Raw genomic sequence first — 22,095 nt, forward strand, 5'->3', positions numbered from 1 at the left:
GTTCAGTTCTTCGCCTTGACGGCCCACATTTCGATCTCCACCAGGAATCCGGGGAGCAGCACGGCCTGGATGGCGGTGCGCACCGGTAGCGGGGCGGGCATGATTTGCTCGTAGACCGCGTTGCAGCGCGTCCATTCATCGAGATTGATCAGGTAGATATTGACCTTGAAGACATCGGCCAGCGAGCAGCCGGCCGAGGCCAGCTGGGTGGCGCAATTGGCAAGCGTTGCATGGGTTTGCTCCTCGATGGTGGTGCCGATGACCTGGCCATCGAGGTCCACGGCCACCTGGCCCGAAAGGACCACGAGGTGGCGGGCATCGACTTCAAGCACGGGTGAATAGGGGCCAGCGGTAACGTGCTGGCGCGCGTCTTTCGGACGGGTCTTGAGGGGGTGGTATTCGGGTGTGTCAGTCATCGTTACCCCTTGACGGAGCCGGATAGCAGGCCTTCGACGACGAAGCGCCAGACCAGGATTACGAGGGCCAGCGTTGGGACGATGGCGATGAAGATGGCGGTGTTGAGCAGGCTCCAGCTGACGTCGGTATTGCGGGCGAGGGCCGCCATGACCACGGAGACCGGGCGGGTCTGGCTGCTGCCGGAGAGGATCTGGGCGAACATGAATTCGGAATAGCTGATCATGAATGCGAATAGCCCTGTAGCGCCAATGGACGGCAGGGCGAGAGGAACTGCCACGCGCCAGAAGGTCTGGAATCGATTGCAGTGGTCGAGCATTGCGGCCTCGAAGATTTCGCCGGGGATCTTGCGGAAAAAGACCGAGAGGATCAGCACGGTGAAGGGCAGGGCCTTGGCCGTGTGGACAAGAATGATGCCGAGGGGCGAGCCCACCAGATTCATGGACTGGAGAAGAATGTAGATCGGCGTGATCAACGCCACGGCCGGGACCAACGGCGAGAGGATGAGATACATGAAGCTGATCTTCTTGCCCGGAAAGACGTAGCGGGCGAAGACGAAGGCGGCCGGTGCGCCCAGGATGATGTTGAGCACCATAGCGGCGAGGGCGTTGATCGAGGAATTGACGAGGGCACGGGGCACCTGTCGCGCTGCATCGGAGATCATCGCCCGGTTGGCGCCCTCGGCATTGTAGGAATCCGGTAATTGCCCCGTGAAGACATAGCGATAGGTCTCAAAGCTCGGGCCTTCGGTGAGAAGGTTCATATTCGGGCTGAGCAAGACCCGATCGGGCACAACGCTGCCATAGAGCGACAAGAGGACCGGCCCGCCGCTGAACAACAGGATCAGCAAGGCGAAGATGAAGGTGGCGATGGGGTGAAGTCGTCCGGTCATCTCAATCTCCCGCGAACAGGTCGGAGGGGAGGGCCTTGGTGATGGCGACGATCAGCAGGGCGCTGATGACCACCACGATGAAGGCCACGGCGGAACCCGCGCCGAAATCGTACATGGAGAAACTCTCGCGCCAGATCTGGAAGCTGAGCATGGTGGTCGCGGTGCCCGGCCCGCCACCGGTCATGGCATAGACGACGTCGTAGCTCGTGAAGGCGGTGAGCGCGTTATAGACCAGCAGCACCACCAGCATCGACTTGATCTCGGGGAAGACCACGTAGCGGAAGCGCTTGAACGGATTGCGGCAATCGATGGCGGCGGCCTCGAGCGTTTCGCGATTGATGGTCGACAGGGTGGCCATCATCAAGACGACGACGAAGGGGATCTGCGTCCACACATGGGCGACGATGACAGCGCCCAACGCCGTCTGCGGGCTGGTCAGCCAGCCGATGGGCGAATTGATCAGCCCAAGTTCGAGCATGAGGCCATTGAGGAAGCCGAAGCTGGGGTGAAAGACCCAGACCCACAACACGGCGGAAATGGCGCCGGGCAAAACCCAGGGCAGCAGGACCACGGAGCGGACCACCTGCGAGCCAAGGAATTTTCGCTGCAGGAAGAGGGCGATCAGGGTGCCCAAAAGTACGGCGAGCGGCGCCGAGACGATGGTAAAGACCAGAGAATTGCGCAGGGCGACGCCGAAATAGTCTCCATACAGCACGCGTTGGTAATTCCGCAGGCCGACGAAGGGCTCACCGGGAAAGAGCAGCATGACCTCGTGCAGGGAGGTCCAGAGGGTGTGCCCGATGGGGTAGACGGTCAGAAGAATGACCGGAAGCAAGGCCGGCAGCAGCCACAAGCCCGGATAACGATGAATGGTCCACATGCTCAGTGCCTGCATTGGGTGAGCAGCCGAAGCTGCTCACCTGTCGTGTTGACGGATATCAGCGGTTGGCGAACTGTTCCTTGAGTTCGCTCCAGCGCTGGGCACCCGAGTTCATGACGTCGGCGACAGGCGTTTCGCCGATCATTGCCTGGGCAAGAAGCGGGCGGAAATAGGCCGACCACATCGAGGAGAATTCAGTGTAGGTGCCGGCCTTTGCGCGCCCGGCCTGGGCGCCCAGATCAGCCATATCGGCCCATTTGCCCCATGCAGCGATAACGTCTTCGTCTTCAAAGAGGGGGAGTTGACCGAAGCCGAGGCCCTTTTCAACGGCCCAGCGCTCGGCGATCGTATATGGCTTGCCGGCCATGAAGTTCACGAACTTCCAGGCGGCCTCGGCTCGGGCCGGATCGGCGGCAGCCTGGGCAGTGACGACATAGGATTTTGCAAAACCAAGCGTGGCGTGGGTTTCGCCGGGCATTGGCGCCATGGCGAACTGGCCGGCCAGCGGCTGGGAGCCCACATCGTTCAGCGCTGCAAGGACATAGGTGTAGACGATGGTGAAGGCGTGGTTGCCCGTGTTCATCGCCGTGATGATGGTCGATTCATGCGGGTCCGGCTGGACAAGGCCCTTGGACCAGGCGTCGGCAATCCATTCGAGCTGCTGGTAGGCGCCGTTGGACGGGTCGTTGAACAGCGGATTGAGATCGGCATCGAACATTTCGGCGCCGCGCGAATAGGCCTGAGCGACGAAGGCGTCGTAGAAATTGGGCAGTTCCTGATCATATTCATAGATAATCGGCTTATCCATGCCCGCGGCCTTGAGCTTTTCGGCGGCGGCAGTCACCTCTTCCCAGGAAGTCGGCACCTCGATGCCGTTATCGTCGAGAATCTTCTTGTTGTAGAGGAAGCTGATCGTGTCCGAATAGTAGGGCAGGCCGTAGACCTTGCCGTCATAGGTGACGTCGGTCAGGGCGTAGGGGGCGATATCCTTGCTCAGTTCTTCCACGGCGCCGGCAGGTGCGACGCTGTCCAATGGCGCGATGAAACCCGCTGCACCCCAAGCTGGCAACCAATCCTGACCACCATAGACAACGTCAGTCTGGGTGTTGCCGCGAATTCGCAGGATCAGGCTGTCATTGTAGTCGGGCCAGGCATAGTCGGTGACGTTGACCTTTATGCCCGGATTTTCGGCCTCGAACTTGGCAATATTGTCCAGGACGGTCTCGAGCGAATAATTCCATACGACGAATTCGAGCGTGACATCCTGCGCAAGCGCAGGCTGTGCCATGAGGCCGGCGACCGCCGACGTGGCAAGGAGTTTCCACATGTTCATTTGATTCATCCTCTCCTTAGCCCGGTCTCCCGCGGGCTATGTTCCCTCGCAGCGGTGTCGATAGTCGTTGACACCGGGGCTGCTGGTTGGACTATATGAACCACTCGTGATCAATTGCAACCAATTATTCGAATAGGCCCGTGATGACCGACAACGCCAGAACGAACTTTATCGGCGGACAGTGGGTAGGCGACCCTGACGGCGACGTCAGGATGCAGCGCTCGCCCATTGATGGCAGCGAAATCGGACCGGTGACCTGGAGTTCTCGGGGCGCGGCGCAGCGGGCGATAGACGCTGCGCAGATCGCGCAGGCGCGCTGGCGCAAGGTTTCGACGTGGGATCGGGCGCGGGCCATGCAGCGCATCGGCGCGGCCATTGCTGCAAACCGCGAGGATTTGGCCCGGCTGTTGACGCTTGAGCAGGGGAAGCCTTTTGCCGAGGCCTATTTCGAGGTCGGCAAGTCGGTCGACGGGTTCAATCTGGCGGCTGATCTGGTCAAATATCTCGAGGGCAGCACGATCCCGACCGAGGATCCGACCAAGCGGGTGATGACGTTTTACCAGCCGCGCGGCGTCTACGCCGTGGTGACCCCGTGGAATTTTCCGGTCAACATTCCGGTCGAATATATCGCGCCGGGATTGGCCGCGGGAAACACCATTGTCTGGACCCCCGCGCCCAGTACGGCGCTGATTGCGGCGGCGCTGGTGAGGGTGATCTCCGAGGCGGATATTCCCCCGGGCATACTCAATCTGGTGACCGGGGCCGGGGCGGTGGTCGGGGACGAAATCGTCTCAAATGCGGGCACGAATGGCGTCGGGTTTACCGGCAGCGCGGCGACCGGGAAGGTGATCGCGCAGAGGGCCGCGGGCAAGCCGCAATTGATGGAACTGGGCGGCAATGGTCCGGTGGTGATCCTGCCGGACGCCGATCTCGAACGGGCTGTCACCGCCACGGCTTCGGGATGTTTTGCCAATGCGGGGCAGGTGTGTTCGTCGTCCGAGCGCATCCTCGTGCATCGCGCCGTCTATGATGAATTTGCGGCGCGGATGGCTGAGAAGGCTCGCGCCGTGGTGCTCGGCGACCCCCGCAAGGACGGTACGACGATGGGGCCGCTCAACAATGCATCGGTGGCGGAAAAGGTCGGCCAGCACGTCAATGATGCGCTGGAACGGGGGGCAAAGGCGATCACGGGCGGCAAGCGGCCGGACAACGCGCTCAGCCCGCTCTATTTCGAGCCAACCATTCTGACCGGTGTGAGCCGTGAGGCGATCATCAACACCGAAGAAACCTTTGGACCGGTGGCGCCGCTCCTGGTGTTCGACACGGACGAGGAGGCGTTCGATATGGCGCGGGACAATCGCTATGGCCTTGTGTCGTCAGTCTTCACCCAAGATATCGACCGCGCCTTCCGCTATGTCGAAGAGATGCCGACGGGCATCGTCAACATCAACGACACATCCAATTATTGGGAATTGCACATTCCCTTTGGCGGGCTCAGTGGCAAGGATAGCGGCATGGGCCGCGTCGGCGGCAAGCATGCGCTGATGGCCATGTGCGATCTCAAGACTGCAACATTTACGGTGCGCTGATGCGTTGGGAAGAAATGACGTCGCCGGAAATCGGCGCGCTCGATCGGGAGCGCACGGTGGTCGTGCTCCCCATTGGCTCAATCGAGCAACATGGAAATCACATGCCGCTGGGCACGGACAGCATTCTGGCCCATGCGGTGAGCCTCAAGGCGGCCGAACTGGCGGGCGAAGTGGCCGTATTGCCGGGACCGTGGTTCGGCTTTTCGGCGCACCATATGCGGTTCCCCGGCTCGATCAGCCTGCGCGCGGAGACGCTGATGGCGGTGGCTGATGACGTTGTGGCGTCATTGGTAACGCATGGGTTCTGCAAGATCCTGATCGTCAACGGCCATGGCGGCAATGGCGGGGTGATCGACGTGCTGGCCTCCACGCTTGGCCACAAGCACTATGGCAAGGCGCGGATCGCGACACTGACCTATTTCGCGCTGGCGCGGGATTCCATTGCGGCGGGCCGGCAGTCGGCGCCAGGCGGCATGGGGCATGCGTGCGAATATGAAACATCGCTGATCCAGCATCTGCGGCCGGAGCTGGTCAAGATCGAGCGGGCGGAAACCCATTATCCCGACCCGGGATCGGACTATCTCACCACCGACCTCATCGGGAGCCAGTCGGTGCGGGTCTATCACGATTTCGGAGATCTCTCGCCAACCGGAACGCTGGGGGATCCATCTCTTGCCAGCGCCGAGGCGGGAGAGCGCTTTTTCAACGCCGCAGCCGAGGCCCTGGCGGCGTTTATCGGCGATTTTCGAGGCTGGACACTTCCAGGACGTAAACAATGAAGACCCTCAAGATCGGGGTGATCGGCCTCGGCTTTTTTGGCGGACGCCATGCGCGCATCTATGCCGACCATCCTGCGGCGGAGTTGATCGGCGTTTGCGACGCAGATTTTTCGCGGGCGGAAGAGATTGGCGCGGCGCTGGGGGCGGAGGCCTTCGCGTCGGTCGAGGATCTTCTGGCCATGCCGGAGCTCCAGGCTGTCAGCATCTGCCTGCCGGACCGTCTGCATGAGGAGGTTGCGATCGCCTGCGCGCGCGCCGGCAAGACCATCCTCCTGGAAAAGCCGCTGGCGCATAATGGCGAGGCAGCACGCCGGATCGTCGAGGCCGTGGAAGCGGCCAATGTGCGCCTGATGATCGGGCACATCCTGCGGCACGACCCGCGCTATGTGCAGGTTTATGAGGCCGCGGCGCCGGAGCTCTTGGGCAATCCGATCCATCTGCGCGCCAAACGCAACGGCATCCGCTCGACGGCCAGGCGCCTGGGGTCGTCCTCGTCTATACTTTTCTACATGGGCGTTCACGATGTGGATGCGATGCAATGGGTGGCGCGGTCGCGCATCTCCAGCGTCTATGCCCGCAAGGTGGAAATGCTGGGGACCGGCAATGAGGACGCGCTTTATGCCGTGCTGAATTTCGAGAATGGGGCCATCGGCAATCTCGATTATTCCTGGGCGTGGCCGGATGGAATGATGAACGGGTTCCGTTCCGCCTTCGAGATTGTCGGCACCAAGACCGCCGCGGCGATGGATGTGACCGACCAGGGTCTCTATTTTGTGAACGATGGTGGGACGGTCGGTGGCGACACCCATCTCTGGCCGGAAATCAATGGACGGATCGCCGGTGCATTGGCGGATGAGCTGAACCATTTCGTCCAGGCGACGCTGGCCGGGCGGGACTATGTACAGCATTATCGCGAGGCACTGGACGCAATCCCGGTGCTCGACGCGCTGGCGCTCTCGGCACAGACGGGCAAGGTCGTGGAAGTGAACCGTTAATTTCGCATTCGGCACGAATGGTTGACAATGGGGGACTGATTCTGCTCATTGCAGACCGCTTCGAGGATCCTCAGATGACCACCAATGGCGCGGCGACCCCGCTCGTTTCTATATCGACCAATGAGCGCGCCACGCCATCGCTGGTTTACCGCGCCCTCCTGCGCTCGCTGCGAGAGGGCATGATGGTCCCCGGGGCCAAGCTGCCCAATGAGCGGGATCTGGCACAGCAACTCAATACCAGCCGTACGGCGGTTCGGTCCGCGCTGGCCATCATGGAGCGTGAGGGCCTGGTGCATCGCCGCGTGGGGGCGGGCACGTTCCTCGCCGATGATGCGCTTTCGGTTTTCGAGCGCATGGACCAGACCAGCGCTGCCTCCCATGACGACGTGCCGTCCTTCGGCGAAATCGTCGAGGGGCGGCTGTTGTTCGAGCCGGCGATGATGCTCCTCGTGGTCAATCGCGTACAGGATCGGGATATCGCCGAGATGCGCGGAATCCTGGACGATATTCTTGGATCGCCGACCTGGGAGGATTTCAAGGAAAGCATCTATGCGCTGCATCGGGCCATCTTCGCGACGACGCGGAACAAGTTCCTGGTGCAGATCATGAACTCGATCCTCGATGACCGCCGCGCCGTTCTGTTCGACGGGCATGATACGGACAAGCCCGCGCCGGACCTGGTCAAGCGGCAGACCCACAAGGACCTTTCGGCCATCGTCGATGCCATTGCCGAGCGCAACGGCAAGCGGGCGGAGGAACTGGTCAACGACCATCTGATGCGCACGCTCGCCACCATCAATATCTGGCAATAGGGCGCCCGATGGCCTGCATCTGGCTGCCGGTTAATACCGACGGCGGGGAGGCCCGGCCAAGTTCATCGAATTGTCGTATCGACGTCACCGCACTGTCATTGGCGGTTTGTAGGTCGCTCCCAGCTAACCAAATGGGGGCTTCCAATGCCTGCTTCTCTCTCTTCCAATCGCCTCATTCTTGGACTGGTCAGTGCATTGGCACTCGGCTCCGTATCGCTTCCCGTGCTCGCCCAGGAGCGGCCTGATCTCGTCGTTGGCGTGGCGGACCTGCCGCCGACCCTCGAGCCGGGCAAGGAGCTGTCCAATGTCGGTACGCGCGTCAATTATTCGATCTTCGACACGCTGATCCGTCGCGATTTCCTCTCCGCCGAAGGTGGTGGTGGCTCCGAGCTGGTGCCGGGCCTTGCGACATCGTGGACGCGCATCGACGATCTCACGCTCGAGATCAAGCTGCGCGAAGGCGTCAAATTCCACAATGGTTCGCCGCTCACTGCCGAAGACGTTGCCTTCACTTTCTCGCCTGAGCGCCTGAGCGGCGAAAATGCGCTGCTGCCCGAAGGCCCGGCCTATTTTTCCGTGCTGAGCGAAGTGAAGGTGATCGATCCGACCACGCTGCACTTCATCACCAAGGCGCCCGATCCGTTGCTCGAGCAGCGCCTCGCCTCCTGGGCATCGTGGGTGGTGAACAAGGAAGATTGGCTGGCCAAGGCCGAACAGGATGGCGGTCTGCCCATGTTCCCGGTCGGCACCGGCCCCTACATGCTCGAGGAATACAAGGCGGACGAAAAGATCGTGCTATCAGCCAATGATGGCTATTTCGGCGGCGTACCCAACGCTGCGACGGTGACGTTCCGCGAAGTGCCGGAGCCTTCGACCCGTGTCGCTGGTCTCGTGTCGGGCGAGTTCGACATCATCACCAATGTGTCGCCGGACCAGATCGAGCAGATCAATTCCTATGACGATATCGAGGCCCGCTCGGTGGTGCTCGCGAACTCCCACGTGCTGGTCTACAGCGTTACAGATCCGGTGATGGATGATGCCCGCATCCGCCAGGCCCTGAACCTGGCGATCGATCGCGACCTGCTCAATGAAGCGCTCTGGGGTGGCAAGGCCGTGGTGCCGAATGGCCACCAATATCCGGAATATGGCGACATGTACACCCCCGACTTCGTCGGCGTTGAGTACAACCCAGAACGCGCTCGCGAGCTGCTCAAGGAAGCCGGCTATAATGGCGAGCTGATCAAATACACGACCCAGCCGAACTACTATCTCAACGCCCTGCCGGCCGCGCAGGTGATCGTCGAGATGTGGAAGGAAGTCGGCGTCAATGTCGAGCTCAACGTCGTCGAGAGCCTGACCGGCGTTGACGTCGGGGCGCTGCAGGTGCGTACCTGGTCGAACTCGACCCGTTACCCTGACCCGGTCGGCGGCGTCTGGAACACCTGGGGCCCGCATTCTGGCCCACAGAAGACCAACAAGACCTGGATCGGCACGGAGGGCGTTGCGCGCTTCAACGAGCTGGGCGCCGTGCTGGAAAGCACCGTGGATCTGGCGACGCGCCAGGAAGCTGCCTGGGAGATGATCGACATCTGGAAAGCCGATGCCCCCGGTACCGTGCTCTACCAGCCGCTCGAGACCTATGGCGTGGCCAAGGACGTGAACTGGAACCCCTACACGTTCTACTACATGGATTTGCGTCCCTATAATCTCAGCTTTGAAGGCAAGTGATGACGGGGCTGGCACATCTTGGAGGAGTGGGCGCACCTGCGCCTGCCCCTTTCGCCGAGGCTGGGCGCAAGCTGGCCGAGCCGGTTCTCGATATCCGCGATCTCGTGGTGCGCGCCGGGTCGGCCAATCTGGTGGATGGTGTCAGCCTCGCCGTTCGCCCCGGCGAGACGCTCTGTCTCGTTGGGGAGAGTGGGTGCGGCAAGAGCCTCACCTGCATGTCGGCGCTCGGGCTTCTCGATGACGGCCTCGTCTCCAGCGGCTCTGTGCGTCTTTTCGGTGAAGAGACTATCGGCGCGCCGGAGCGGGCGCTGAACCGTCTGCGTGGCCGTGATGTCACGATGATCTTCCAGAACCCGATGACGGCGTTGAACCCGATCCGTCGGGTTGGACAGCAGATTGTCGAAGCGATCCTGCAGCACACAGATCTGCGCGGCCGTAAGGCCGAGGCGCGCATGGAGGAGCTGCTCGATCAGGTCGGCATTCCCAATGTGCCGCGCCACAAGAACTACTATCCGCACCAGCTGTCGGGCGGCATGTGCCAACGCGTGATGATCGCCATGGCGCTGGCCTGCAAGCCAAAACTGCTTATTGCCGACGAGCCGACCACGGCGTTGGATGTGACCATTCAGGCGCAGATCCTGCGGCTGATCCGCGATCTGCAGACCGAGCTCGATCTGGCGGTGGTGTTTGTGACCCACGATCTCGGTGTCGTGGCGGAAATCGCCGACGACGTGGCGGTGATGTATTCCGGCAAGGTGGTTGAAACCGGCAGCGTGGATGCGCTGTTTGATCATCCGTCCCATCCCTATACGCGCGCGCTGATGAACAGCCGGATCGGCTTTGGCCGCGTGCCCGGGACGCCGCTGCAGGCGATCGCCGGAACCGTGCCGTCGCCATCGGCGCGTCCCCAGGGCTGTGCCTTCTCGCCGCGTTGCGCGCTGGCGAGTGCACGCTGCACGACCACGCCGGTGATGGTCGAAGGGCAGGGCACGATGGTGGCCTGCCACCACATCGGTGCGGGGTTTTCCCAATGAGCGGCGTCAAGGCGCTCAACCTCGTCCAGAGCTATCCGGTCGGCCGAAAGCTCTTCGGCAAGCCGGAAGTGTTCCGGGCGGTCGACACGGTGACGCTCGATATCGCCGAGGGGGAGACCCTGGGCATTGTCGGCGAGAGCGGCAGCGGCAAATCCACCCTCGGGCGGATGATCGCCGGCATCGAAACCCCGACCAGCGGGCAGGTGTCGTTCTGGGGGCAGAACTACGCGCCGGTGGGCACCAAGGAATGGCGGGCGCAGCGGCGCTGGGTTCAGGTGGTCTTCCAGAGTCCGGCTTCGGTGGTCGACCCGCGCTGGAGTGTTCATGCTCAGGTGCGGGAGGCGCTGACAGCGCATGAGACGCTGGCGGCGTCCGAGGCCGATGACCGGGCGCAGGACATGCTCGATATGGTCGGCCTGGGGCCAATGAGCCATCGCCTGCCGCACCAATTGTCGGGTGGGCAATTGCAGCGTGCGGTGATCGCCCGGGCGCTGGTGCTGAAGCCTCGGCTGGTGGTGTGCGACGAGGCGGTGAGTGCACTCGACGTGTCGGTGCAGGCCCAGATCATCAACCTCTTGCTAGAGCTGCGCGAACGGCTCAACCTCTCGATGATGTTCATTTCCCACGACCTTTCAGTGGTGCGCCATATCAGCCATCGGGTGGGGGTGATGCATCGGGGGCAATTGCTGGAAATCGGGGAGTCCACGGCGCTCTTTGAAGCCCCCAAGCACGACTATTCCCGCCGTCTGCTGGCGGCCATTCCGGCCGATACGCCGCGCCAGCGCCGACAACGCGACTTGCAGACTTTTGCGGCGCTCTGAGCGCCATCAGTTTCCGAACGGATCGGACAGAACATGAAGATCATCGCACATCGCGGCGACAGCGCCGCCTTCCCCGAAAACACGCCAGCCAGCTGGGATTCGGCTTTCGAAAAGGGGGCCTTCGCCATCGAGGCGGATATTCGCTATTCAGCCGATGGCGTGGGCATCTGCTCCCACGATCCAACGCTCCAGCGCCTGTTCGGCCTGACGGATCGCGCCGATGCGCTGAGCTTTGGCGAACTGTCGGCGCTGAGCACGGATTTTGGTGATTGCGTCAGCACCTTTGCCGAAGTGCTGGCCTATGCCGCCAGTGGCAAGCCCGTGCTGCTGGACCTCAAGGATGAGAGCCCCGAGGGGCTTGTGCGTCTCTGGGCGGATATCGAGGGCGCTGTGCCAGCGGCCTTGCGGCACCTGGTGATCGCCGGTTGCCACACGATGGACGCCACGGAATTTTTCGCGGCCAAAGGCAGCGTGACTATTCTCGGTTTCATTCCGAACCCCGATCTCGCCCTGGAATTTCACCGGGCAGGGGCCAGTCTCATCCGCCTCTGGGAAAGCGATGTGACCCATGAGCGCGTGGCGGCGCTGAAGGCGGCGGGGGCGGAGGTGTGGGTGACAACCGGCCACCACACGACCGGCCGCAAGGTCGGCGATGCGGATGCGCCGAGCCTCACGGCGCTGGCCGAAATGGGTGTCGATGGCGTGCTGATCAACGATGTTGCCCTGACCAAATCCATCCTGGAGGCGCTCCAATGAGCCGCGGTTCCACGCTTATCATCACCTTTGACGGGTTGCGCCGCGATCGCGCCACGCCGGAGCTGATGCCGAACCTCGCCGCCTTCATGGCCGAGGGCAGCAATTTCCTCAACTCCCGGTCCATCTTTCCGAGCGAGACGCGCGTGGCCGTAACCTCAACCATGACCGGCTGTCCGCCGGCCGATCATGGCGTTGTGGCCAATCAGTTCATCCATCCGGTTCGGCCCGGCGAACTGTTCAAGACCGCCGAATGGGAGCATCTCGAAGCGGCTGCGCTAGCGGGGCAGCTGCTCGATCGCAAGACGCTCGGCCAGCGCATGGCGGAAGCCGGGCGCACCATGGCTGTACTCAGCACCGCCACCAAGGGCGCGTCGCGCATGATGAATTCGAGCGCGCATGATCTTGGCCAGCCTGTGTTCTCCATGCATGGCCTACCGGTGTCGAACGCCGAACTGCATGACAAGGTGGTCGCGCGTCTCGGCGACATTCCCGAGGCGTCTGCGCCCAATTTTGACCGCATGACCTACTCGACCAACGTGCTGATGGAGGTCATCTATCCCGACTATAATCCAGATCTCTGCGTGTTCTGGATGAATGATCCGGATATGAGCTCGCACCTTTTCGGGGTCACGGCGGCGGAAACCGAGGCGGCGCAGAAACATTGCGACGATAATTTCGGGCGGATACTGGCCTGGTGGCGCGCGGGGAATGGGCCGGAAAACATCATCGTGATGTCCGACCACGGGCAGATCACCGGCCAGCGTCAGCTTGCGACGCTCGACATCATCCCGGCCGAGTTTGGCCAGGCGTCGATCGGCTCCTTCAGCGGCATCTATCTCAACGACAAATGCGACGCGGAAAAGGCGCGGGTGGTTGCCTGGTTGGTCGAGCAGGATTTCTGCGGTTTGGTCTTCGCGACGGCGGAAGATGGCTCGGCCATCGAGGGCGCGTTGCCGTGGGCAGCGGTTCGCAATGGTCATTCGCGCAACGCCGATGTTGGCTTTACGTTGCGGGCCACCAATTCGTCCGAGAGTTATGGCCCCAATGAGGATGGCTGCATTTTTGCCGCCTGGATCAAGCCGGGTGGGGGCATGCATGGCGGCCTCAATCGCGGCGAACTTTCGACGGTTCTGGCTGGGCAGGGGACTGCCTATCGCTCGAATTTCGCTTCGGAGACGCCTTGCTGGCTGCCCGATATCGCGCCGACCATTCTCACCACGATGGGGCTGCCGCTGGACGGCACATCGGGTCGTCCGCTGGTTGAGGCGCTTGTCGGGGATACCCCGGGTTTTGGCACGGCGCCTGATGTCGAGACCCGCGTGCTCAGCGCCAGCCATAGGGGGCATGAGCAATATCTCCGCCAGTGGGTGATCGAGGGCAAGACCATCGTCGATTGCGGTTGGACGGCGGGAACGGGGGCCTGGAGCGCATGAATTTGCAATTCCTCGTCACCAAGCTTTTTCGCGGGGCGCTGACCCTGCTACTGGCCGTGACCTTTGTGTTCATCGTGCTGCGTGCGTCGGGTGACCCCGCGCAGATCATGATGTCGGACGAAGCCTCCCCGGACGCCATTGCGGCGTTCCGGGAGCGCTGGGGCCTCGATAAGTCGATGTTCGAACAGTATCTCACCTATCTCGGGGCGATGCTGCAGGGGGATTTCGGTAATTCCTTCCGCGACGGTCGACCGGCGCTGGAAGTGATCGCCGAACGCGTGCCGGTGACGCTGCAGCTTGGCCTTGCGGCCCTTTTGATCACACTGGCGGTCGGCATTCCGGCGGGGGTGATGGCCGCGCTCAAGAGGGGGACCTGGGTGGACCAGGCGACGATGAGCTTTACCATTCTGGGTCATTCGATCCCGAACTTCTTCCTCGGGATCCTGCTTATCCTGTTGTTTTCCATGACGCTTCGGTGGCTTCCGAGCTCGGGCACCGGCAGCATATGGCACCTGCTCATGCCGGCGATCACGCTGGGGACGGCGGCAGCGGCGACCGTGGCGCGCTTTACCCGCTCGTCCATGCTCGATGTGCTGCATCAGCCTTTCATGCGGACGGCCAAGGCCAAGGGCATTCCTCATGAGCGGCGTGTTCTCCGCCATGCCATTCCAAATGCCGCGATCCCGGTGGTGACTGTGGTCGGCATGCGTATCGGCGGGCTGATCGGCGGTGCGGTGACGATTGAAACCGTGTTTGCCTGGCCGGGTGTCGGCATGTTGTTGGTCAATGCTGTCAACCAACGCGATCTGGCGGTGGTGCAGGGCGTGGTGCTGCTGATCGCCTTCACCATGGTTGCGGTCAATCTGATCGTTGACCTCGCCTATGGCTGGCTTGATCCCCGGATCGAACTGCAAAGCAAGAAAGCGGCAACCGCATGAGCACGATGGATATTGCTTCGGCGGGGCTTCGCCGTCGTCCGAATTGGTTGACCCGCATCTGGAAATCCCGGCCGCCGGTTGTGATCGGGCTGTGCATAGGCTGGCTTTTGCTGATTACTCTCGCGGCGATTTTCGCTGATTTCATAGCGCCTTACGGCTATGCCGAGCAGAGCCTGCTCAAGCGACTTAAGCCGCCGAGTTTTATGGGCGGGTTGCCGGACTATTTCCTCGGCACGGACAATCTCGGCCGCGATGTGCTCAGTCGGGTGATCTACGCCATGCGGACCAGCATTCTCATCGCGCTGATGGGAACGGTCATTGGGGCGACGGTCGGAACGCTGATGGGGATTGTTGCCGCCCATTTCCGGGGCTGGGTCGATGATTTCATCATGATGCTGGTCGACTTTCAGGCCTCGATCCCGTTCCTGATCGTGGCGCTGGCGGTGCTGGCTTTCTTCGGCAATAATTTCATCCTGCTCGTTGTTTTGATTGGGCTTTTTGGCTGGGATGGATATGCGCGCATCGCCCGCGGGCTGGTGCTCTCGACCAATGGTCAGGGTTATGCCTTCGCCATCCGGACGTTGGGCGTGCATCCGGCAAAAGTCTATTGGCGGCATGTGCTGCCGAACATGATGGGCATCATCATGGTGCAGGTGACGCTCAATTTTCCAGAGATCATTCTCCTCGAAACATCGTTGTCTTTCCTCGGCTTAGGCGTGCAACCTCCTGGAACGAGTCTGGGTCTGCTGCTGGGCGAGGGGCGGAATTATCTGGCGACGGCGTGGTGGATTGGCATTCCGGCTGGGGTCGTCATATTCCTGACAACTCTGGCCATTTCGCTTCTGGGCGACTGGCTGCGGGACAAGCTTGATCCCAATCTTCAGGGCAAGGTATGATGAATTTTATGCTGACATCTCAAAGGCTTGCCTCGATTGAAGAGATCCAGTTCAACGCCGTTCTGTCCGATCTCGATGGCGTTGTCTATCGTGGCGAGGATGCCATTCCAGGGGCGGTTGAACGCTTCAATCTGTGGCAGAAGCAGGGTCTAAGGTATTGTTTTATAACGAATAATGCCGAAAAATCCCCGGCGGAATTTGCCGAGAAGATCCGGCGACTGGGGATCGACTGCGCGCCTGACCAGGTGCTGACGTCAGCCGAGGTTGCCTTGGATTATGCCACGAAAAAATACCCCGTGGGCAGTGGGGCCTATGTCATTGGTTCTGCTTCGCTAAAGGCGCGGGTCGAGGCTGCAGGATTTGAGCTGGTGGAGACCGGGGCGCGGGTCGTGATCGTGGCGCTGGACCGGCAGTTCAACTATGCGATGATGACCACGGCCGTGCGAAATATTATTGCGGGGGCGGAACTTATCGGCACCAACCCGGATGTGATCCGGCCGATTTCGGGCGGGTTATATGAGCCGGGAACGGGGGCGATTGTCGCTTCGATTGCCACATCGGCCCGGGCGACGCCGGTGATCCTTGGAAAGCCGGCTCCGGCGATCATAAGAATGGCGCTGAAGGTGGTCGGGGCCGAGGCCAGGGACGCGATTATGCTGGGCGATCAGATAGATACCGACATCAAGGCGGCGCGGAATGCGGGGGTGCGCAGCGTGTTGCTGGAGACGGGGGTGCCGATGAAGGGCACGCCATCGACCATGCCGGACTATGTGCTCGCACAGCTCTAAATTTTCGCATTCAGGGTGCATTCGCTAGCAGAGTGCTAGCATTGGCGTCCGGGGCCTGTGAAACGGTTCCCGGCGTTTAGCGTCCGAATTTGTGCACGGGCACGCCGGCAATATCCATGTCGATGGCGAGGATGCCGTCGTGGCCGGGAGCGTCGATCTTGGAGTCGAGGCTGGTGACGAAGAGGGTCTTCGTATTCGGCCCGCCGAAACAGGGCATGGTCGGATTCTTGAGCGGGACGGGGATGGCGCCGATGAGGGTGTCGTCCGGGGCAAAGCAATTGATGCGGCTTTTGCTGGGACCGGCCGACCAATAGTGGCCTGCAAGGTCGCAGGCGCCGCCATCGGGGCGGCCGGCGGCGAGATCATTGTCGCGGAGGCGGCGGCGGTTGCGAACCGTGCCCGTTGCGGCGTCGAAATCCCAACAGTCGATCCACATGCCCCCACGCGAGTCCGAGTGGTAGAGCCGGGTTGCGTCTGCGTTCCAGGCGAGGCCGTTTGAAATGGCGATGTCGGTTGCGATGGTGGTGACGGCGCCGTCCGGGGCGACGCGATAGAGCTTGCCGCCGAGCGGGGCTTGCTGGCCTCCATCCATGCTGCCGACCCAGAAGGCGCCATCGGGCCCGATTTTGCCGTCGTTGAGGCGCATATCGGGCTTGGAGTGGGTGATGGTGGCGATGATCTCGCGGTCGCCGGTTTCCGGATCGAAGAGGATGACATCATTGGCCAGCGCCACGACCCAGCGGCCGTTCTGGGCGAGGCCGAAGCTTGGGACCGGACCGTCGAACTGCCAGAGCTTGCGCGCACCGGTGGCAAGGCTGAGGGCGTGGATGCGGCCGGCGGGAATATCGCACCAGAGGAGGCGATTGCTATCCGCGTCCCAGACCGGGCTCTCGCCCACGCCGAACCGTTCAGCGACGATCAATTCCATCCTGGGTGCCGAGGAGAACATTGTGGGCTCGTCCGCTAGAGGCTGGTGTCGTGGGCGAGGCTCCACTCGCGGTAGCGCTTGCGGCCGCCTTCGAGGTGCTGGCGCATGGCCTGGCGGGCCTCGTCGGGCTTGCGGGCGCTGATGGCGTCAAAGATGCGGCGATGCTCGGTCTGGATCACGTCGAGGAAGAGATGTTTCTCGGTTTCATCGCCAAAGCCGGCGCGCAGGGCGCGGCGGGGCAGGAGACGGTCGCCCATCTCGTCGACAAAGATGCGAAAACGCTGATTGTTGGTGGCGTCGGCAATGGCCCGGTGGAAGGCGCGGTCAGCCTCGGTGCCGAGGCTGTTGTCCTCGAGCTGGCGGGCGAACTGGCTCATGGATTGTTCCATGCGCAGGAGATTGGTTTCGGTGCGGCGCTCGGCAGCAAGGCCGGCGGCCTCGATCTCGATGCTCATGCGGAATTCCATGAAATCGAGGACGTCGCCGATGTCCTGCGGCGCTTCCATGAACATGGAGCCGCCGGTGGGTTTTGCCGGTTCGCTGACATAGACGCCGCTGCCGCGAAGGGAGCGTAGGCGGCCTTCGGCCTTGAGGCTGGCGATGGCCTCGCGCACGACGGTTCGGCTGACGGCAAACTCGGTGCAGAGCTGCTCGGTGGCCGGGAGCTTGTCGCCGGGCTTGAGGTTCTGGCGGGCGATAAGGCTGCCGAGGTCGGCCTTTACGCGATCTGTCAGCCGGGCGGCCTGAAGTTCCGTCATTTCAAATCTCTAGTCGCCAAAAATGCCAGCGGGCTTGTCATACATCTTACCATCGACGACGCGAAAACCCTAGTGGGGCTTTGGCCTTATCCGGCAATGAAACACGCTTTCGCTTGTAGCATGGCAAAATCTTTCATACAACTTTTGAGAAGTCATATCGGGAGGGATGGGAATGTATGTGGGTACTCAGCTGAGCGGGAGCGCGCTGGAGCAATATGGAGACCGCTATCTGCGCCAGCTGGCGCAGCTGGGCGTGGTGCATGTGTGTATCGATCCGCCGGGGCCGGCGACGGGGTGGGATCGCGATTGCCTGCGCCGACATATCGATCGCGTCGATGCGGCCGGGCTGGTGCTCGACATGGTGCAATTGCCGATGACCTCGGGCGGGCTGGACAATGGCCATCCGTCGCCGGGTATCGTGCTGGGGGCGGGTGAGCGGGATCGCGAGATCGATTTGATCTGCAAGCTGATCGAGGATCTGGGCGCCATGGGCATCGGGGCGACCAAGTATAATTTCAACATTCTGGGCATTCCGCGCACGGCGTCCGAACGGGGGCGCGGCGGGGCCGAGCTCTCCACCTATCGGGCCGACAAGGCGACTGATGGCGAGGTGATGACGAGCGCCGGCAAAGTGTCCGTTGACGAGATGTGGGAGCGTATCACCTATTTCCTCGAGCGCGTGGTTCCGGTGGCCGAGGCCAACAAGGTGCGGCTGGCCTGCCATCCGCATGACCCGATGACGCCGCCGGGATATAGGGGCATGGAAGAGCGGGTGCTGAGCACGGCGGACGGGCTGAAGAAGTTCGTGTCGATCTGCGAGAGCCCCTATCATGGGCTCAATTTCTGCCAGGGTACGGTGGCGGAAAGCCTCGAAAATCCGCACGAGGAAATCGGCGATATCATCCGCTGGTTCGGTGAGCGGAAGAAGATCTTCAACGTGCACTTCCGCAATATCAAGGGTGGTCGCTACTCCTTCACCGAGGAGTTTCCAGATGCGGGCGACATGGACATGCCCGCGGCGTTCAGGATCTACAAGGAGACGGGCGTTGATTGCATGATCATGCCCGATCACGTGCCGCATATCGACGGTGAAGCGCCGTTCGAGACGGCATTCGCGTTCTGTTTTGGTTACATAATTGCGCTTTTCCAGGCCAATGGCTGGGATCCCTATGGTCGGTAAAGCTCTGGCATAAAATGGAAAAGGCCCGGATTTTGCGAACCGGGCCTTTTCTCGTCGCTGGGGAGATCAGCGATTTGTGGCGATAAGGTCGGCGAGGGTGTCGCGCTCGGCCGGGGTGAGCTCGGTGAGGGGGCTGCGGACCTGACCGGCGGAGTGGCCGACAATATCTGCGCCGGCCTTGACCATGGAGACGGCATAGCCGCGCTTGCGATCCCGGAGCTCGATGAGGGGCAGATAAAAGCTCTTGAGCAGGGTTTCGATGGTCTGCGTGTCGCGGCTGCGCACGGCACGGTAGAACCGCAGGGCAAGCTCTGGCACGAAATTGAAGACGGCCGAGGAATAGGTGGTGACACCCATTTCGAGATAGGGCTGGGCGAACACTTCGGCCGTGGGCAGGCCGCCGATATGGACGAGGCGCTCACCGACGGCGTGGGCGATCTGGACCATGAGCTGGAGATCGCCGATGCCATCCTTGTAGCCGATGAGGTTGGGGCACATCTCGGCCAGCTTCACCAGAGAGGCCGGGGTGAGGCGGGAGTTGTCGCGGGCGTAATAAATGACGCCGATATCGACGGCGTCGCAGACGGCCTTCATGTGGGCGATTATGCCGTCCTGCTCGGCGAACATCAGATAGTGCGGCAGGACCAGAATGCCGGCGGCGCCGGCCTTTTCGGCGCGGCGCGCGAGGTCGACGGCCATGCGCGTGCCGTAGCCGACACCGGCCAGGACCGGCACGTTCGGTGCGCTATTGGTTACGGCTGTGCCGATGACATCATCATATTCATCGGCACCGATGGAGAAGAATTCTCCCGTGCCGCCGGCGGCGAAAAGACCGGCCGAGTCGTAGGAGGAGAGCCATTGCAGGCGGCTTGCATAGGACGCGCGGTCGAACTCGCCGGCAGCGTCGAAGTCGGTGACAGGGAAGGACAAAAGGCCTGAACCGATTTTGGTTTTGAGTGCTTCGTAATCCACCTTTTTGCCTCCCAAAAGTAGTCATACTGCTTTTGCGTAACATCGGTAATCCGGCCCTGTCAACGGCACATTCTGCGCTGGCCTTTAGTCTCTGATCCAAAAGAAGTATGATTTCTTATTGACAGTGCAAATGCAGTCATACGAAAGTGCATGGGTTCGGACGGGGGAGGCCTGCCGGGCAGACGCAAATCTTTCGGGAGGGAATGATGCAGCGGGTGAGAATTGCCGCCTTGGCGGGTATTTCATTGTTTGCGCTGGCGACGAGCGCCATGGCGCAGGATTACAAACAGGCCCCGGAACTCGACGCGCTGGTGTCCAGCGGCGCCTTGCCGGCCGTGGCCGAACGCGTTGGCGCCAATCCGCGCGTGCTGACGCCGGTCGAGAGCGTCGGCAAATATGGCGGCACGTTCCGCGGCGGCATGGTGGGCGGCAATGATCGCAACATGCTTTTCACCTATTTTGGCTATGAGGGCCTGCTCGCCTGGGACGCTGACTGGACCGGCGAGGTGCACCCCAATATCGCGACCGGCTATACGGCCAGCGCGGATAGCCGATCCTTCACCTTCACCCTGCGTGAGGGGATGAAGTGGTCGGACGGCTCGCCGTTCACCGCCGACGATGTGGCGTTTTTCATCGAGGACATTCTGCCCGATGAAAAGCTGTTTCCGACCAAGCCCGGTTGGCTGACGGTCGAGGGGGAGTTGCCGAGTATTGCGGTGATCTCGCCGACGGAATTCACCATGTCATGGAGCAAGCCGAACGGGCTTTTCATTCTCAATGCGGCGAGCGTTTATGGCGTGCAGCTGGCGCTGCTGAACAAGGCATATTGCAGCCAATTCCTGCCTAAATATAACGAAAATGCCGACGCTGAGGCGGTTGCCGCCGGGGCTGCGGGCTGGGCCGAGCACATGGTCGCCAAGTGCGGCGTGGGGATTGAGGCCATCGAGCGCTGGCGCAATCCGGAGCGCCCGGTGCTGGAAGCCTGGAAGATCGTCGACCCTTATGTGGCGGGCGCGACGCGCGTCACCTTCGAGCGCAATCCCTATTACTGGAAGGTCGATACCGACGGAAACCAACTGCCCTATATCGATGATCTCTCGATCGGGGTGAATGCGGAATCCCAGACGCTGCTGCTCAGCGTGCTGGCCGGCGAAATCGACTATGAAGTGCGCCACACGACCAACACCACCAATCTGCCGGTGATCGCCGAAGGGGTGGAGCAGGGGGATTATCGCATCAGCCCGCGCGAGTCCCGGGTGGGCAATGTGATGACCATCTCGGTCAATCTCAACTCGCAGGACGCGACCAAGGCGCCGATCTTCCAGAACAAGGATTTCCGCATCGCGCTGTCGCATGCGCTCGATCGCCAGGCGATCATCGACACCATCTATCTCGGGCAATCGACGCCCCAGCAGGTGTCGCCGCGCGAGGGCACGCCCTATTACAATGAGCGGCTGGCCACGCAGTATCTTGAGCATGATGTGGAGAAGGCCAATGCCTTGCTCGACAGCATCGGGCTCGACAAGCGGGGCGGCAATGGCATGCGGCTGGCGCCCGATGGCAGCCCGTTGGTGGTCAATGTCGCGGCGGTGACGGCGCTCGGGAATATGGCCGATGCGGCGGAACTGTTCGTGCAATATTGGCAGGCAGTGGGCGTGGATGCGCGCTTTACCGCCATGGACCGCACGCGGTTCTATGAGGAAAAGACCGCCAGCCAGCACGATATCGTGGTGTGGGGCGCGACCTCGGGCGGTATCGACGTGTTCATCGATCCGCGTGACTATTTCCCGTTCTCGACAGAGAGCAATTTCGCCATCGAGTGGGCCAAGAACTATATCGGCGATGGTGGGGTGGAGCCGCCCGATTACGTCAAGGAGCAGTGGGCGCTCTACGACCAGATCAAGGCGACCTCGGTGCCTGAAGAGCAGAACGAGCTGTTCCAGCGGCTGCTCGAAATCACTGCCGACCAGTTCTACCAGATCGGTATCGGCACGGCGGTTCCGCTCTATTCGATCGCCAAGAACAATCTCGGCAATGTGCCGGATGGCACCCCGACGGGCTGGATCCACCCCGATCCGGGCACGCTGAACACCGAGCAGTTCTACTTCAAGTAAGCCTGCTTGCGGCCCGGCTGCTCTCGGCGGTCGGGCCGTGTCTCTGGTTACAAGA

General features: G+C 61.8%; 21 protein-coding genes. 14 read left to right on the forward strand and 7 right to left on the reverse strand.

What is annotated here, in order from left to right:
- Positions 1–2: 2 nt before the first annotated feature.
- The 4 genes from N0P34_RS08795 to N0P34_RS08810 are packed head-to-tail and all read right to left on the reverse strand — an operon-like array spanning position 3 to position 3,519.
- On the reverse strand, positions 3–416 hold the full coding sequence (locus N0P34_RS08795) for a RidA family protein (protein ID WP_275606642.1): 414 nt from the start codon (positions 414–416) through the stop codon (positions 3–5).
- Positions 417–418: 2 nt separating this feature from the next.
- On the reverse strand, positions 419–1,306 hold the full coding sequence (locus N0P34_RS08800; protein ID WP_275606643.1) for a carbohydrate ABC transporter permease: 888 nt from the start codon (positions 1,304–1,306) through the stop codon (positions 419–421).
- A 1-nt stretch (position 1,307) separates the two neighbouring features.
- Complete coding sequence (locus tag N0P34_RS08805; RefSeq protein ID WP_275606644.1) at positions 1,308–2,186, reverse strand: sugar ABC transporter permease; 879 nt, start codon at positions 2,184–2,186, stop codon at positions 1,308–1,310.
- Between the two features lie 58 nt (positions 2,187–2,244).
- A complete protein-coding gene (locus N0P34_RS08810; protein WP_275606645.1) occupies positions 2,245–3,519 on the reverse strand; it encodes an extracellular solute-binding protein in 1,275 nt (424 codons plus the stop codon).
- A 143-nt stretch (positions 3,520–3,662) separates the two neighbouring features.
- Between N0P34_RS08810 and N0P34_RS08815 the strand changes: the two genes are divergently transcribed.
- From N0P34_RS08815 to N0P34_RS08870, 12 genes are all read left to right on the forward strand, one after another.
- Positions 3,663–5,108 (forward strand): aldehyde dehydrogenase family protein, encoded by a 1,446-nt coding sequence (locus tag N0P34_RS08815; RefSeq protein ID WP_275606646.1) that lies wholly within the window; start codon positions 3,663–3,665, stop codon positions 5,106–5,108.
- Positions 5,108–5,887, forward strand: a complete 780-nt coding sequence (locus N0P34_RS08820; RefSeq protein WP_275606647.1) for a creatininase family protein — start codon at positions 5,108–5,110, stop codon at positions 5,885–5,887. The genes N0P34_RS08815 and N0P34_RS08820 overlap by 1 nt, the downstream gene beginning before the upstream one ends.
- Entirely contained in the window at positions 5,884–6,882 is a 999-nt protein-coding gene (locus N0P34_RS08825; RefSeq protein WP_275606648.1) for a Gfo/Idh/MocA family oxidoreductase, read from the forward strand. The genes N0P34_RS08820 and N0P34_RS08825 overlap by 4 nt, the downstream gene beginning before the upstream one ends.
- A 74-nt stretch (positions 6,883–6,956) precedes the next feature.
- Positions 6,957–7,694 carry a GntR family transcriptional regulator gene (locus tag N0P34_RS08830; RefSeq protein ID WP_275606649.1) on the forward strand — a complete coding sequence of 246 codons (738 nt, stop codon included), beginning with the start codon at positions 6,957–6,959 and terminating at the stop codon, positions 7,692–7,694.
- Positions 7,695–7,838: 144 nt separating this feature from the next.
- A complete protein-coding gene (locus N0P34_RS08835; RefSeq protein WP_275606650.1) occupies positions 7,839–9,422 on the forward strand; it encodes an ABC transporter substrate-binding protein in 1,584 nt (527 codons plus the stop codon).
- Positions 9,422–10,456, forward strand: coding sequence for an ABC transporter ATP-binding protein (locus N0P34_RS08840; RefSeq protein WP_275606651.1), 1,035 nt, complete (start codon positions 9,422–9,424; stop codon positions 10,454–10,456). Before N0P34_RS08835 ends, N0P34_RS08840 begins: the two co-directional genes overlap by 1 nt.
- Complete coding sequence (locus tag N0P34_RS08845) at positions 10,453–11,277, forward strand: ATP-binding cassette domain-containing protein (RefSeq protein WP_275606652.1); 825 nt, start codon at positions 10,453–10,455, stop codon at positions 11,275–11,277. Before N0P34_RS08840 ends, N0P34_RS08845 begins: the two co-directional genes overlap by 4 nt.
- A gap of 33 nt (positions 11,278–11,310) precedes the next feature.
- Positions 11,311–12,033 (forward strand): glycerophosphodiester phosphodiesterase, encoded by a 723-nt coding sequence (locus N0P34_RS08850; RefSeq protein WP_275606653.1) that lies wholly within the window; start codon positions 11,311–11,313, stop codon positions 12,031–12,033.
- On the forward strand, positions 12,030–13,466 hold the full coding sequence (locus N0P34_RS08855; protein ID WP_275606654.1) for an alkaline phosphatase family protein: 1,437 nt from the start codon (positions 12,030–12,032) through the stop codon (positions 13,464–13,466). Before N0P34_RS08850 ends, N0P34_RS08855 begins: the two co-directional genes overlap by 4 nt.
- A complete protein-coding gene (locus tag N0P34_RS08860; RefSeq protein WP_275606655.1) occupies positions 13,463–14,404 on the forward strand; it encodes an ABC transporter permease in 942 nt (313 codons plus the stop codon). The genes N0P34_RS08855 and N0P34_RS08860 overlap by 4 nt, the downstream gene beginning before the upstream one ends.
- Complete coding sequence (locus N0P34_RS08865) at positions 14,401–15,300, forward strand: ABC transporter permease (RefSeq protein ID WP_275606656.1); 900 nt, start codon at positions 14,401–14,403, stop codon at positions 15,298–15,300. Before N0P34_RS08860 ends, N0P34_RS08865 begins: the two co-directional genes overlap by 4 nt.
- Positions 15,297–16,088: an HAD-IIA family hydrolase gene (locus N0P34_RS08870; protein ID WP_275606657.1), complete on the forward strand. Its 792-nt coding sequence runs from the start codon at positions 15,297–15,299 to the stop codon at positions 16,086–16,088. The genes N0P34_RS08865 and N0P34_RS08870 overlap by 4 nt, the downstream gene beginning before the upstream one ends.
- 76 nt (positions 16,089–16,164) lie before the next feature.
- Here N0P34_RS08870 and N0P34_RS08875 read toward each other — a convergent pair whose 3' ends face one another.
- On the reverse strand, positions 16,165–17,037 hold the full coding sequence (locus N0P34_RS08875; RefSeq protein WP_275606658.1) for an SMP-30/gluconolactonase/LRE family protein: 873 nt from the start codon (positions 17,035–17,037) through the stop codon (positions 16,165–16,167).
- Between the two features lie 14 nt (positions 17,038–17,051).
- Positions 17,052–17,774, reverse strand: coding sequence for a FadR/GntR family transcriptional regulator (locus N0P34_RS08880; RefSeq protein ID WP_275606659.1), 723 nt, complete (start codon positions 17,772–17,774; stop codon positions 17,052–17,054).
- 172 nt (positions 17,775–17,946) lie between these two features.
- Between N0P34_RS08880 and N0P34_RS08885 the strand changes: the two genes are divergently transcribed.
- Positions 17,947–18,954 carry a mannonate dehydratase gene (locus tag N0P34_RS08885; protein WP_275606660.1) on the forward strand — a complete coding sequence of 336 codons (1,008 nt, stop codon included), beginning with the start codon at positions 17,947–17,949 and terminating at the stop codon, positions 18,952–18,954.
- A 66-nt stretch (positions 18,955–19,020) separates the two neighbouring features.
- Here N0P34_RS08885 and kdgD read toward each other — a convergent pair whose 3' ends face one another.
- Positions 19,021–19,926 (reverse strand): 5-dehydro-4-deoxyglucarate dehydratase, encoded by a 906-nt coding sequence (gene kdgD, locus N0P34_RS08890; protein ID WP_275606661.1) that lies wholly within the window; start codon positions 19,924–19,926, stop codon positions 19,021–19,023.
- Between the two features lie 206 nt (positions 19,927–20,132).
- Here kdgD and N0P34_RS08895 point away from each other — a divergent pair, with 206 nt between their 5' ends.
- Positions 20,133–22,040, forward strand: a complete 1,908-nt coding sequence (locus tag N0P34_RS08895; RefSeq protein WP_275606662.1) for an ABC transporter substrate-binding protein — start codon at positions 20,133–20,135, stop codon at positions 22,038–22,040.
- Positions 22,041–22,095 lie beyond the last annotated feature (55 nt).

This window comes from Devosia sp. FJ2-5-3 (assembly GCF_029201545.1).
Classification (GTDB): Bacteria; Pseudomonadota; Alphaproteobacteria; order Rhizobiales; family Devosiaceae; genus Devosia.